The following is a 14,122-nucleotide window of genomic DNA, read 5'->3' as shown; positions in this document are numbered from 1 at the left end:
ACGCCGATTCCGGCAGCCGGCGCGGGGAAACGCCTGCTCGCTCGGGGCATACGGTGTGCTCCACCGATCGCGCCGTCGCCGAGCGCCTGGCTTCGTCGATCCTCCGACGGAAGAAGCAAGAGGTTGTGATGACAAGGCGTTCGAATATCGATGGTCGGCGGAAGGCCGAGCACAACCCGCTCCTACCCTCGCAGGATCCCTTCTACCGACCACCGGCCGATCTGGCCGCGCACAGGCCGGGCGCGATCGTGCGGAGCCGTCCCGTCGAGGTGGCACTGTTCGCGGTTGTGCCGCAAAAGGTTTCGGCATGGCAACTGCTGTATCGCAGTAGCGATCTGCACGGCCGGGCGGAGGCCGCGGTCACGACCGTGCTCCTGCCCGCGGGGGCCGTACCCGATCCCGACCGGCCGTTGCTGGCGTTCCAATCGGCGATCGATGCCGTCACCGAGCGCTGCGACCCCTCCTATGTCCTGCAGCGCGGCGCCCGTGCCCGCGGGTCCATCACGCAGGCGGAATGGTTGCTGGTCGCCGGCGCCCTGCGACGCGGCTGGGCGGTGAGCATCGCCGACCACGGTGGCCGCGCAGGCAATTTCGGCGCTCCCCGCGAGCCCGGCTACCGCGCCTTGGACGGCATCCGGGCCGCCCTGCAGTTCGGGCCACTGCATCTGCACGCGGACACCATGATCGGCGTCTGGGGTTACTCCGGTGGCGGCATGGCCAGCTCCTGGCTCGTCGAGATGGCGCCGACCTATGCCCCCGAACTCGACATCGTGGGCGCCGTCCTCGGCTCACCCGTCGGCGATCCCGGGCAGGTGTTCATCCGGCTCAACGGCGGCCGCTACGCCGGCTTCCCCGCCATCGTCATCGCCGCGCTCCGGCCGCTGTACCCGATCCTCGACCGCGTCATCGAGGCCAACCTCACTCCCGAAGGCCACCGCCTACTGGATCGCGCGCGGAGGCTGCCGCCCATCGCCGCGCTGCTGCGGCTGGCCAACCAGAAATTCGACGACTACCTGCACAAACCCTTGGAACAAATCATGGCCGAGCCGGAACTGCAGGGCATGCTGGACGATCTGCGCCTGGGCGGATCCGCTCCCCGGTGCCCGCTGCTGGTCGTTCAGCCCGTGCGCGACAAGATCGTCCACATCGCGGGAATCGACGCACAAGTCGACAGTTACCGCCGCGTGGGTGTGCACGTCACCTACCTGCGCGACCGGTGCAGCGACCACTTCACACTCCTGCCACTCTCGACGCCGATCAGCCTGCGATGGCTTGCCGACCGATTCGCAGGCGACCAGCTGCCGCCCGCAGGCACCCGCACGGTACGTTCCGTCGCGACCATGACGCCTGGAGTGCGCGGCTTGCTCGAGATGGCTGTGACAGCACTGCGCGTCGCGTTCGGCCGGCCCCTGACCGCAGGCCGCGGGCCGCGGCGGCACACTGATCGCGCCATCGCCGCATAACCGGCCGACCGCCGTAGGCCGGTCGTCGGCGATACCCCGAACTTTCGCCGAGCGGGTGACCGGACACAAGGATCGATTCCGAGCGGTGGCCGGGGCATGGTCGGAGGGCGTCGGCAGCGGTTCGCCACGAGATCGGGCGGGTGTTCGCTCGGCCGCGTCGTGACATGCTGTGCCGCATGACAGTTGAAGGAACCGTCGCCGCCGGCTACCAGGCCGTGCGGGAGGCGTTCGCGGCGAACTTCACCGGACACGGCGAGGTCGGCGCCGCGGTCTGCGTGTACCGGGACGGGCAGCCGGTGGTCGATCTGTGGGGCGGATCGGCCGATCCCGGCGCCGGGCGGCCGTGGCAGCGCGACACGCTGCAGTTGGTCTACTCGGCGACGAAAGGCGTCGTCGCGACGATCGCGCACCTGCTGGCGCAGCGGGGCGAACTCGACCTCGACGCTCCCGTCGCGCGCTACTGGCCGGAGTTCGCGGCGGGGGGCAAGGCCGGCATCCCGGTACGGTGGCTGCTCACGCACCGAGCGGGCGTGGCGGCGCTGGACAAGCCCGTTCCGTTGGACGATGCCCTGGCCTGGACGCCGATGGTCGAGGCGCTGGCCGCGCAGGCGCCGAACTGGCAGCCCGGTACCGCGTTCGGCTACCACGGGCGCACCTACGGCTGGCTGATCGGGGAAGTGATCCGCCGCGTGTCCGGCCGTACGCCGGGCCGGTTCCTGGCCGAGGAGATCGCGGGTCCACTCGATATCGACTTCTTCATCGGGCTACCGCCGGCGGCACAGCACCGGGTGAGCCGATTGGTGTTCGCTCCGGCACCCGATCTGTCCGAGGTGCCCGAGGAGAACGTTCCCGAGTCACTGCGGCCACTGCTCGCCGCGATGCGCGACCCGCAGGCGCTGGTCAATCGGGCCTTCCAGATCACCGACCCCGCCGACATCGACTTCGATTCCCCGGCGGTCCAGGCCGCGGAGCTGCCCGCGAGCAACGGCATCGGCACCGCCCGCGGCCTGGCCCGGCTGTATGCGGCGCTCGTCGGCGAGGTCAATGGCCGGCGCCTGCTCACCGACGAGACAGTCGCGGCGGCCACTCGCGAGCAGGTGGCGGGCACCGATCGGGTGCTGATGCTGCCCGGCCGGTACGCCTCCGGGTACATGCTGCCCACCCCGGAGCTGCCGCTCGGCGGCGGCGCTTCGTTCGGCCATCCGGGCCGTGGCGGCAGTCTCGCCTTCGCCGACCCCGATCGCCGCCTCGCCTTCGCCTATGTCACCAACCACATCGTCGAAGGCGCGCTGGACCTGCGCGCCCGCAACCTGGTCGACGCGCTGAACGGGGTGCGCTGACGGCTCCGCACCGTCGCCGAGCGGCCGGCCCGGCCGATGAGCCCAGGGCGCCCGCCGCGGCGCGGTGGTGAATGCCGGGTCCGGCGTGGCCGCCGAGACACCTGCTCAGCGCACGACGGCGCGCACGTCGACAGACCCCGAGCGCGGCGCTATCCGTTACGTTCGCCGCACATCAGCGCAATGTGCGCAGCCAGCGGCGGGTGTCGGCGGGGTCGATGACGTCGTCGACCTCGAGCACGGTGGCCGCGGTGAGTGCCTTACCGTTGGCGTAGGCGAGCTGGACCAGATTGTCGAAAGCCTCCTGACGTTCGACCGGATCATCGATCGCGGCCAGTTCCTTGGCGAACCCGAGGCGGACCGCGCCCTCGAGGCCCATGCCGCCGATCTCCCCGGTCGGCCACGCGACGACGAACCGGGGCGCACGGAACGAGCCGGCCGCCATGGCCTGAGCGCCCAGACCGTAACCCTTGCGGACGATGACGGTGCCCAGCGGCACCGAGAGCGCGGCGGAGTCGATGAACAGGCGGCTGAACTTCGTCACCGTGGCGTCCTTCTCCGCGTCCGGGCCCACCATGAAACCCGGTGTGTCGCACAAGGAGACGATCGGCAGGCCGTGCGCGTCGCACAAGCGCAGGAACATGGCGAGCTTGTCCGCGGCGGGAGCGTCGATCGCCCCGCCGTGATGGTGGCAGTTGTTGGCGATCAACCCGAAGGGCCGTCCCTCGACCCGGATCAACGCGGTGACGATCCCGACCGCCCAATCGCGCCGCAACTCCAGCACCGACCCGACGTCCGCGACGGCTTCGATGGCGGCGCGGATGTCGAACGCGCGCAGGCGATTCTCCGGGACCACATGCCGCGCCAGGCGCGGATCCGGCGCGGTCCAGTCCTCGGTGTCGCCTTGGAAGTAGGCGAGATAGCGACGTGCGGCGGCGACCGCCTCGGCCTCGTCGGCGGCGACGATGTGCACGACGCCGTTGCGGCACTGCACCTCGACCGGCCCGATGTCCTCCGGTGCGTACACACCCAGTCCGCCGCCCTCGATCATGGCCGGACCGCCCATGCCGATATTCGCGTCGGGGGTGGCTATCACGACGTCGCACATGCCTAGCAGGGCCGCGTTGCCCGCGAAGCAGCGTCCGGACACGATCCCGATCAGCGGCACGCGCCCGGAGAGCGCACCCATCGCGCGGAAGGTGGTGACGTCCAGGCCGGAGATGCCGGGGTAGTCGGTATCGCCTGGCCTGCCGCCACCGCCCTCGGTGCAGAAGATCACCGGAAGCCGTTGCTCACGAGCGAGTTCCAGCATGCGGTCGGTCTTGACGTGGTTGCGCATCCCCTGGGTGCCCGCCAGTACCGTGTAGTCGTAGGACAGCACCACCACGCGGGAGCGATCGGGGCCGAATCGCTCGGCGCCGACCGTGGCGACGCCCGCGACCAGCCCGTCGGCGGGCGTGTTCGCGATCAGGTCCTCCTGGCTGCGACGCAAGCGCTGCGCGGCGACCGCGAGCGCGCCGTATTCCACGAAGCTGTCCGCATCGACCAGGTCGGCGATGTTCTCCCGGGCGGTGCGCCGCCCGAGTCGATGGCGTTTCGCGACCGCTTCCGGGCGGGATTCGTCGAGGACGGCGCGGTGGCGAGCGTGGACTTCGGCAAGATCGGCGCGCACCGAATCCAGGTCGACCGCACCGTGCTCCACGGCCGCGCCGTCGTAGTCGGCGGCGACGAAGGTCAGCAGCGGCGCATGCGGATCGACGACGGCCCCGAGCGCGACGACGTGACGGCACACGCGCAAGTCCCGTTCGGCGCGCACCACGTGCTGCATCTTCATCGCTTCCAGTACCGCGACCTCGCCGCCCGCCGCGACGACGGCGCCGGGCTCCGGGAGCGCGACCACCGTGCCGCCCATCGGCGAACGCACCGCTTGCTCGTCACCGGCCGGCGTCACCTCGGCCGCCGCGACCGGCTCTGCGACCGGCGCGGCGGGCAAGGCGAGAGCGAAATCCTCAGCGCGCCGTACCAATTCGCCGACGTGCTGCTCGAACCACGTGGTCGAGACGACGCGGCCCCGCGACAACTCCGCCAGGACCGCGCGCAGCACGGCGAGATTGGTGTCCACTCCGGTCACGACGGTCTCGGCGAGGGCGTCCGCGCACCGGCGCAGTGCGGCCGGATAGGACGGACCACTCGCGACGATCTTCGCCAGCAGAGAGTCGAAGCGCGCGTCCTGCCGCATCCCGGCGAACGCGGCGGTGTCGACCCGCACCGCGGCACCGGTCGGGGGCGCGAACCGGGTCAGCGTGCCCGCGCCGGGCAGCACGTCGCCGCCCGAGGTGACGGTCTCGGCGTTCAGGCGTGCCTGTACCGCGAAGCCGCGTGCGGCAGCGGGAGCGGGCAGCGCGAGATCGGCCAGCGCGGCGCCGCGGGCCAGATCGCATTGCATCGCGACCAGGTCGATCCCCATGACCGCTTCGGTGACGGTGTGCTCGACCTGCAATCGCGGGTTGACCTCGAGAAACCATGCCTCGTCGCCGCGCACGAGGAACTCGACGGTGAGAACCCCGCGGCAACCGACGGATTCGGCGATCCGGACAGCCCAGCCGTGCAATCGCTCGCGCACCGTGGCGGAAAGTTCGGGCGCAGGCGCCACCTCGAGCAGTTTCTGCTGCCTGCGCTGCACGCTGCAATCGCGATCGCCGACGGCCGCCGCGCCGCGGCCGTCGGCGACGATCTGGACTTCGATGTGGCGTGCGCCGGTGACCAGCGCCTCCGCGTAGATCCCGGAGTCGCCGAATCCGGCCAGAGCCTCCGCACGGCAGCGTTCGATCACCTCCGGAAGGTGAGCCGCATCCCGGACGGCGCGCATACCACGGCCTCCACCCCCCGCGGCGGCCTTCACCATCACGCCGTCGGGATGCGCGGCGAGCAGGGTCTCGACCGCGGCGATGTCCGCGCCGCGCACTGTCGCCGGGATCACCGGGACACCCGCGCGCTCGGCCGCCCCGCGCGCCGCGGTCTTGTCGCCGAAGACCTCGAGCGCTTCGGGCGACGGACCGACGAACACGAGGTCCGCCGCCGCGCACGCGCGCGCGAATTCCGCGCTCTCGCTGAGAAATCCGTAGCCCGGGTGCACCAGCGCTCCCGGCCCCGCCTTCCTGGCCGCGGCGACGACCGCCGTCACGTCGAGGTAGGCGGCGGCTGCGGCGCCCGGCAACGGCACGGCGTCGTCGGCCAACCGGACATGCAGCGCGTCTTGTTCCTCGGCGGTGTGCACCGCCACGGTCCGCCAGCCCTGTTCCCTGGCGGTGCGCAAGACGCGAACCGCTACTTCTCCCCTGTTGACCACAACGACCTGCATGCCGCTCAGTCTCGTTGACATTGACGTCAACGTCAATATGGGGCACGATGACCGGTGTGACCCAGTCCACCTGGTCGGTGCGCGCTGCGCGCGAGCGCTCGCACACCTCCCGGCACCGCGCCCTGCTCGACGCCGCGGCCCGGGTGTTCGCCGAACGCGGCTACGACAACACCACGGTCGCCGCGATCACCGCGGCGGCGGGCGTCTCCCGCGCGACGATGTACGTCTACTTCGCCTCGAAAGAGGAGATCTTCCTCGCGCTCGCCGAACGGGTTCGCGACGACTTCCTCGCCGCCCAGGAGCCGGGCATCGAGGACGACGATCCGCGAACGATGTTGCGCGCCACCATCGAATCCTTCGCCACGGCGGTCGCCACGGCCGGGCCCTTGGTGCGCCTGATCGACGAGCGCGGGGCGGTGGACCCGAAGGTGGGCACGCTGGCCGAGGAGATCACCGAGCGCCCGATCCGCCGCTTCACCCGGTATCTCCAGCGTCAGCTCGACGCGGGCCGCATCGCGCCGGTTGCGGCCCCGCGGGTGATCGCGGAGACCATCGGCTACACCCTCACCGCGGGCATCCTCGCCCGACGGACCGCCGACGAGACCGGCCGCGCCGAGTATTGCGCCGCCATGGGTAGAGTCGCCGAAACCCTGCTGGGTCTGTAGGCGACGACGACGCGCGAGAGTCGACTCGCTGCCCGACGGCAGCGCCGGCGAAGGATGCCGCACGGATGACCAGACCGTGCCCACCGCGGCGGCGCTCAGGCGCTGCGCGTGCCTTCCAGCGGGCGCGCGGCGGTCGGCGTCTGCTCGGCCCGGCCGAAGGTCAGCACCCCGTCCTCGAGCGCGCCCTTGCGCAGCAGCTTGCGGTCGCGGAAGTAGTTGTTGATCACTTGCCACGGACCGTTGGTGCCCTGACGCGGCATCACCGCGTCGCCGCGCTGGATGTAGCCGGAGGTCAGCGCCCCGCCCATCACCGAATCGACGCCCCGGTCACGGTCGGTGGCGACGGCCTCGACCCGGGTGAAACCATTGTTCTTCATGTGGTTGAGCACGCGGCAGAAGTACTCGGCGGCCAAGTCCGCCTTCAGCGTCCAGGACGCGTTGGTGTAGCCGAGCACCATCACCGCGTTCGGCACGCCGTCGAGCATGGCGCCCTTGTAGACCACCCGGTCACGGGTGACCACCGGCTCGCCGTCTACTTCCAGGCTCATACCGCCCAGCATCTGCACGCTCAGGCCGGTGGCGCTGATCACCAGGTCGGCGGGCAGTTCCTCGCCGGAGACCAGGCGGATGCCGGTCTCGGTGAAGGTCTCGATGCGGTCGGTGACGATGGACGCCTTGCCGCTGCGCAGCGCCTTGAACAGGTCGCCGTTGGGCACCACGCACAGCCGCTGGTCCCACGGGTTGTAGCTCGGGGTGAAATGCCGCATGTCGATACCCGGGCCGACCTGTATCCGCACGGCGGCCAGCAGCAGCTTCTTGGCCGCCTCCGGGTTGGTGCGGGAGAGTTGGAAGCTCGCGCGTTGCAAGGCGATGTTGCGCGCCCGCCCGATCCGGTAAGCGAGCTTCTCGGGCACCTTGGCGGCTTTCATCCCCACCGCGACCGGGTCGTCGGCGGGTAGCGCGGTGATGTAGGTCGGTGAGCGCTGCAACATGGTGACGTGCGCGGCCGCGTCGCTCATCGCCGGGATCAGGGTGATCGCCGTGGCGCCGGAGCCGATCACGACAACCCGCTTACCGGTGTAGTCGAGATCGTCGGGCCAGTGCTGCGGGTGCACGATCTGCCCGCCGAAGTTCTCCTCGCCGGGGAAGGTCGGTCGGTAACCATTGTCGTAGTCGTAGTAGCCGGTGCAGCCGACCAGGAAGCTACTGGTGAAGACCTCGGTCTCGCCGGTCTGCTCATCGAGCGCCTCGACCGTCCAGGTGGCCGTCTCGCCGGACCAGCGCGCGGTGGTCACCTTCCGCCCGAACCGGATGTGCTCGGCGACGCCGTACTCGGCGGCGGTCTCCTCGATGTATTGCCGGATGTGCGGACCGTCGGCGAGCACCTTGGTGCCGTTCCACGGACGGAAGCCGTAGCCGAAGGTGTACATGTCGGAATCGGAGCGAATGCCCGGATAGCGGAACAGGTCCCATGTGCCGCCGATGGCCGTCCGGCGCTCCAGGATCGCGTAACTGCGTCCGGTCCGCTCCCTGGTGAGATGGCAGGCCATGCCGATTCCGGACAGCCCAGCGCCGATGATCAATACGTCGACATGCCGCGTCATTGAGGTACTCGTTTCGTCCGCTCCGCCTCGCACACCCGAGGGTGCGTGCTGAAGCCAGATTACGTGTTATTCATGGTTACGTCTAGTCACGAATCGTGACAAGTGCGGACCCCGGGATTAAAACCGGGCTGGTTCCAAACCGTGACCCGGGCCGGGCGAGCGCCCAGCATGGATCACTGCGGCGCCCACCACGCGCACCGCCTCGATCTGCCCGTTACCGGCTCGGCCGCGGTCTCCCGAAGGAAGTTGGCTCACATGAGTCTGTCGTTCCACTGGTTCCTCCCCACCTACGGCGATTCCCGTGGACTGGTCGCGGGCGGGCACGGCACTTTCATGTCCGGTGACCGCCCGGCCGACCTGCGGTATCTGAACCAGATCGGCGCCGCGGCCGAGGACAACGGCTTCGAGGCCGTGCTCACCCCCACCGGCGCGTGGTGCGAGGACGCCTGGCTGACCACCGCGATGATGGTCGACACCACCGAGACGCTGAAGTTCCTGGTGGCCTTCCGCCCCGGCCTGGTCAGCCCGACGCTCGCGGCGCAGATGGCGGCCACCTTCCAGCGGCACTCCCGGGGAAGGCTGCTGCTCAACGTGGTGACCGGCGGCGAGCCACACGAGCAGCGGGCCTACGGCGACTTCCTGGACAAGACCCAGCGCTACGCCCGCACCGGCGAATTCCTGCACGTGGTGCGGGAACTGTGGACCTCCACCGAGCCCGTGACGTTCGACGGTGAGCACATCCGGGTCCACCAGGCGTTGCTGAGCAACCGGCCCGATCCGGTGCCGCCGGTGTTCTTCGGCGGTTCCTCCGAACCGGCGGGCCCGATCGCGGCCCGTTACAGCGACGCCTATCTGACCTGGGGCGAGCCGCTGCCCGCGGTGAGCAGGAAGCTGGAGTGGATCCGCGGTCTGGCGGTGGATCACGGACGCGTCCTGGACTATGGCCTGCGCGTCCACGTGATCAGCCGCGACACCTCCGAGCAGGCGTGGGACGAGGCCGACCGCCTGCTGGCCGGCATCGACCCCGCCGACATCGAGCGGGTGCAGGCCAATCTGGCGCGCAGCGAATCCGAGGGCCAGCGGCGCATGTCGGAACTGCACGGCGGCAGCACCGAGCGGCTGGAGATCGCGCCCAACCTCTGGGCGGGAGTCGGCCTGGTCCGCGGTGGCGCCGGCACCGCCCTGGTCGGCTCGCACGCCGAAGTCGCCGATCGGCTGGCCGAATACGCGCGGCTCGGCATCAAGCACTTCATCCTCTCCGGCTACCCCCACCTCGAAGAGGCGTACTGGTTCGGTGAAGGCGTGCTCCCGATCCTGGAACGCGAGGGCTTGTGGCGGCATCCGCACCGCACCGCCCGCGTCGCCGCCGCCACGCCCTTCGCCGCGTCCTCCGGTAGCTGAGCGCAACACCCCAGTTATTCCCAGGCGGGGCCGCGCGGCGAGAATGGCTATCGGTTCGGCACACCGGCCGTGACCGACGGACTGTTCTCGTAAGGGAGTCATGACCACCGCATCCGCCCGGCGATGGCGCCGCCGACTGCCCGACACCACGACCCAGGCGGGCGCTCCCACGCTCGCGCGCAGGCTCGGCCGACTCGATCTCACCGCCATGGGCGTCGGCACCATCGTCGGCGCGGGCATCTTCGTCATCACCGGCGTCGCCGCCGCGGAGAAGGCCGGCCCAGCCATCGTGCTGTCGTTCGTCCTGGCCGGAGCGGTGTGCGCACTGGTGGCGCTGTGCTACAGCGAACTCGCGGCGATGGTGCCGGTCTCCGGCAGCGCGTACACCTACACCTACGCGACTCTCGGTGAAGCACCAGCGTTCCTGGTCGGCTGGAACCTGCTGCTGGAGTTCGTCATCGCGGGCGCCGCGGTGGCGATCGGCTGGTCCGGGACCACGGTCTCCGCGCTGGACTCCCTGTTCGGCATCACCATCCCGCACGCACTCGTCGCGGGGCCCGCCGAAGGCGGCGTGGTGAACCTGCCCGCCGTCCTGATCGTCGCCGCCGTCGTCGCGGTGCTGGTCGGCGAGGTGACATTCACCGCGCGCATCACCAAGGCGCTGGTCGGGGTGACCATCGGCGTGCTCGTGCTGGTGGTCGCCGTCGGCGCCCCGCACGCGAGCGTGGACAACTGGACCCCGTTCGCGCCGTTCGGGATCGGCGGCATCATCGGCGGCGCGGCGATAGCGTTCTTCGCCTTCCTCGGCTTCGACGTGGTCGCCGCGTCGGCGGAGGAGGCCCGCAACCCACGCCGCGACGTACCGTTCGCCATCATCGGCACGGTACTCATCGCCACTGTGCTCTACGCGCTGGTCAGCGCCGTGCTCACCGGCATGGTGCCGTTCGCCACGCTGAACAACGGCGCGCCGATCGCCACCGCGTTCGGCGCGGTGCGGATCGGATGGATCGGCGATGTCATCGTGATCGCCTCGATCATCGCACTCACCAAGGGACTGCTGCTGATCGTCTACGCGCAGGTGCGATTGATGTTCGCGATGTGCCGCGACCGGCTGCTGCCCTACCGCCTCGCGGCCACCGGGAAGCGTTCCACCCCGGTGCGGCTGACGCTGCTGCTGGGCGTGCTGGGCGCGGTGATCGCGGGACTGCTGCCGATCGACATCGTGGTCGAATTGGTGAACATCGGCGCGCTGTCGGCGTTCGCCGTGGTGTGCGTGGGCGTGCTGGTGCTGCGCCGGGCGGAGCCCGAGCGCGAGCGCCCGTTCCGCACCCCGCTGGTGCCGGTGGTTCCGTTGCTCGCGCTGTTCGGCTGCGTCCTGCTCGCGACCACCCTCGAGGCGCTGACCTGGGTGCGGTTCGGCGTGTGGGTCCTGGTCGGCATCGCGGTCTACCTCGGATACGGACGCAACCGCTCCACCCTCGCCGAGCCACGACCCACCGCAGGCCCGCCGGCTGGGGCCTGACTCAGCCCGCCACGAAGAACAGGCCCGCGCCGTAGGCATCCCGTGCGGAGACGAAGAAACCCTCGTCCGTCTCCCGAACCGGTACACCCGCGTTCCCGACGATGTCGCGTGCGACGGCAGGATCGTGCACCGCGATGGTCATGGCGGCCAGGTACGACGGCGCGGGCGCCGGTTCGCCCGGCAGCACGGCGGGGGCCTCGGACGCGCGCACCAACTCCAGCCGCCCCGCGCCCATCTCCAACACGGTCAGCGGTCCCTTGCGAACAGCGGCCACAGCCAAGACGCGGCTGTAGCGTTCGACGATCGCGTCGAACTCGGCGTCGGCCCCGACGATGAGCACAGCGGCGATGGCGCGGGCGCCGTTCGGGTGCGACAGGTAGCGCGGCTGGTGTACATATTCACGGGTCAGATGCTGGGCCACGCCCAGCAGCGCCTCCGGCGTCGAACGCGGGTCCACGTGCACGGCCCGCGCGCGCACCACACGAATGCCGTCCTCGGTCTCGACCTCGCGCTCCAGGTCCAGCACGCCGGAGGCGGGCACGCCCGCCGCCGCGAGCTGCCGCCGCGCCGACTCGGCGTCACCGGTCTCGAGGTTGAGCAGGCGGAAGCCCTCGTACTCGTCGGCCATCGCCTTGGTGTGCCATGGATCCGGCGCGGATTCGTCCACGATGCCGAGCAGTTCGAGGTAGGCCCCGCCGAACAACGCGCACCGGTTGGCCGTGCAACCGGGCGTGGGGGGTTCGCCCGGGCGCGCGCTCAGCAGGTGCCGCGAGCGGGGACTCAGCGTGAACCCGAGATCGAGATAGCGGCGTTCCAGGCCGTCCAGATCGCGGGTCAGGATTCCGGTGTGGTGGATGGCGTCGATCGGTTTCTGCACACGGACGATGCTGGTCCCGCCGGCGCCGCGCCGCCCGTCACCGAGGACGATTCGGCGGAATCCGGCGCTGCCCTACGCTGACGTGGTGGATTCGGTCATTTTGGACGACGTCGACCGAAGGCTGCTACACGCCTTGCAGCTCGACGGCCGCGCGCCGTTCAGCAGGCTCGCGCCCGTTCTGGAGGTCTCCGAGCGCACGCTGGCCCGCCGCTACCGGCGGCTACTCGACACGGGCGGGCTACGGGTGACCGGGGTCGCCGATATCGGGCACGTGGGCCACGCCGAGTGGCTGGTCCGACTGCGGGTCCGGCCGGATGCCACCGTCGCGCTGGCCCGCGCGCTGGCGCGCCGCGCCGATACCGCCTGGGTGACGGTCATCGCCGGCGGAACAGAACTGACCTGCCTTTTTCGTGTCCCCGGCGACGCCCCGCTGCCCGAGCTGGCCCGCCATCCGGCCGTCCAGGCGGTGGACGCCCAGCGCGTCTTGCGGCACGTCATGCGACACCGCTGGCGGGAACGGATGTCGGCGCTGTCCACCGAGCAGAGCGCGGCCATCGGTGCGCCTCGCGCGGACCGGCCCGCGCCCGTGGCGCCGAGCGAACTGGATCAGCGTCTGCTGCCCGCGCTGGCCGCCGACGGGCGGGCAGCCTATCCACGGCTCGCGCGCGTTGTCGGGTGGTCGGAATCCGCGGTGCGGCGTCGGGTGGAGGAACTGCGTCACGCCCGGGTGCTCGGATTCGATGTCGAGATCGATCCCGCCCTGTTCGGGTTCACGGCGCAAAGCCTGCTCTGGCTCACCGTGACTCCCGCGAACCTGGTCACCGTCGCTGCCACGCTCGGCGCCGATCCGGAGGCGGCGTTCGTCGGCGCCATCACCGGCCCGCACAATCTGCTGGTGTGCACTGTCTGCCGCGACACCGATGCCCTCTTCCGCTACACAACCGAGCGAATCGGGGCCCTGAGCGGGATAGATCGCATGGAGATCAGCCCGATCAGCGGCTACGCCAAACGCACCGCGCCACCGATCCGCACCTGACGCAGGTTTGCGTCCGACGCCGAAATATTCGATCGCACAGCCGGTTACGTGACATCGAGTGCATCGGCGGTTCCACGTGAAGCATGGCCGCACCACCACACCGTCCGGACCGCCCCACCGCACACACACCCCGGGTGCGGCGGAGTTGTGAATCACAGCAGCCCGACCGGCACGCCGCCACGCGGGCGATTAGGGTCGATCAAGTGACCTGGACCGTCGGCTTCGACCTCGACATGACGCTGATCGACTCGCGGCCCGGCGTCGCGCGGGCCATCGACCTGCTCGGCGCGGAGTTCGACCTGCCGCTGTGTGGGACGACGTTCGCCGATCGGCTCGGCCCACCGCTGGCCACCCTGCTCGTCGAGGCGGGCGCGCCGGAGGAACTCGTCCCAGCGCTGGTGACCCGCTACCGGGCGCTGTATCCGACGCTCGTGTCGACAATCCCCCCGATGCCCGGCGCGCAGTCCGCGCTGGCCGCCGTGGAGGCCCGCAACGGACGGGTACTCGTGGTCACCGGCAAGCATGCCCCGCTGGCGCAGCTGCACATCGCCGAACTCGGTTGGCGCATCGACCACCTCGCGGGCGACCTCTGGTCGGCGGGCAAGGCGGCGACACTGCGCGAGCAAGGCGCCGACCTCTTCGTCGGCGACCACGTCGGCGACATGAACGGCGCGCGGGCCGCGGATGTCTTCGCCGTCGGCGTCAGCACCGGACCGTGCTCGGCCGACGAACTGCGGGCGGCGGGCGCGGATGTGGTCCTCACCGATCTCACCGAGTTCCCCGCCTGGCTCGCGACGGAGTTCGGCGCGGTCACCGCCTAATGCGGCGTCGCTAGGGGTCAGCCCCTCCGGCGGCG

Annotated in this window: 10 protein-coding genes; 7 read left to right on the top strand and 3 right to left on the bottom strand. The window is 70.6% G+C overall.

All coding sequences use genetic code 11. The features are described from left to right. Positions 1 to 128: 128 nt before the first annotated feature. Positions 129 to 1,463, top strand: coding sequence for a lipase family protein (locus NA8_RS03250; protein WP_063048851.1), 1,335 nt, complete (start codon positions 129 to 131; stop codon positions 1,461 to 1,463). 176 nt (positions 1,464 to 1,639) lie between these two features. After that, complete coding sequence (locus NA8_RS03245) at positions 1,640 to 2,803, top strand: serine hydrolase domain-containing protein (RefSeq protein ID WP_063048920.1); 1,164 nt, start codon at positions 1,640 to 1,642, stop codon at positions 2,801 to 2,803. Between the two features lie 172 nt (positions 2,804 to 2,975). Here the strand turns inward: NA8_RS03245 and NA8_RS03240 are convergent, their stop codons facing one another. Beyond that, complete coding sequence (locus NA8_RS03240; RefSeq protein ID WP_063048850.1) at positions 2,976 to 6,161, bottom strand: acetyl-CoA carboxylase family protein; 3,186 nt, start codon at positions 6,159 to 6,161, stop codon at positions 2,976 to 2,978. A 47-nt stretch (positions 6,162 to 6,208) separates the two neighbouring features. Between NA8_RS03240 and NA8_RS03235 the strand changes: the two genes are divergently transcribed. Then, positions 6,209 to 6,826, top strand: coding sequence for a TetR/AcrR family transcriptional regulator (locus NA8_RS03235; protein WP_063048849.1), 618 nt, complete (start codon positions 6,209 to 6,211; stop codon positions 6,824 to 6,826). Between the two features lie 95 nt (positions 6,827 to 6,921). On the opposite strand, the gene NA8_RS03230 is transcribed toward NA8_RS03235, so the two are convergent. Further along, positions 6,922 to 8,430, bottom strand: coding sequence for a flavin-containing monooxygenase (locus NA8_RS03230; RefSeq protein WP_063048848.1), 1,509 nt, complete (start codon positions 8,428 to 8,430; stop codon positions 6,922 to 6,924). Between the two features lie 255 nt (positions 8,431 to 8,685). Here NA8_RS03230 and NA8_RS03225 point away from each other — a divergent pair, with 255 nt between their 5' ends. Both NA8_RS03225 and NA8_RS03220 read left to right on the top strand, forming a co-directional pair. Further along, complete coding sequence (locus NA8_RS03225; protein WP_063048847.1) at positions 8,686 to 9,831, top strand: LLM class flavin-dependent oxidoreductase; 1,146 nt, start codon at positions 8,686 to 8,688, stop codon at positions 9,829 to 9,831. 100 nt (positions 9,832 to 9,931) lie between these two features. After that, the gene (locus tag NA8_RS03220; RefSeq protein ID WP_063048846.1) at positions 9,932 to 11,353 is read left to right on the top strand and encodes an amino acid permease; all 1,422 of its coding nucleotides are present in this window, start codon (positions 9,932 to 9,934) and stop codon (positions 11,351 to 11,353) included. Between the two features lies 1 nt (position 11,354). Here the strand turns inward: NA8_RS03220 and NA8_RS03215 are convergent, their stop codons facing one another. Then, positions 11,355 to 12,230, bottom strand: a complete 876-nt coding sequence (locus NA8_RS03215; protein ID WP_245663652.1) for a VOC family protein — start codon at positions 12,228 to 12,230, stop codon at positions 11,355 to 11,357. 85 nt (positions 12,231 to 12,315) lie between these two features. Between NA8_RS03215 and NA8_RS03210 the strand changes: the two genes are divergently transcribed. Together NA8_RS03210 and NA8_RS03205 are read left to right on the top strand one after the other, a co-directional pair. After that, positions 12,316 to 13,266 carry an Lrp/AsnC family transcriptional regulator gene (locus NA8_RS03210; RefSeq protein ID WP_063048919.1) on the top strand — a complete coding sequence of 317 codons (951 nt, stop codon included), beginning with the start codon at positions 12,316 to 12,318 and terminating at the stop codon, positions 13,264 to 13,266. A gap of 203 nt (positions 13,267 to 13,469) precedes the next feature. Beyond that, positions 13,470 to 14,087: an HAD family hydrolase gene (locus NA8_RS03205; protein WP_169810452.1), complete on the top strand. Its 618-nt coding sequence runs from the start codon at positions 13,470 to 13,472 to the stop codon at positions 14,085 to 14,087. Positions 14,088 to 14,122: the final 35 nt, after the last annotated feature.

It is taken from the genome of Nocardia arthritidis NBRC 100137, from assembly GCF_001612765.1.
Classification (GTDB): Bacteria; Actinomycetota; Actinomycetes; order Mycobacteriales; family Mycobacteriaceae; genus Nocardia; species Nocardia arthritidis.
This window is presented reverse-complemented; position numbering and strand designations above follow the sequence as displayed.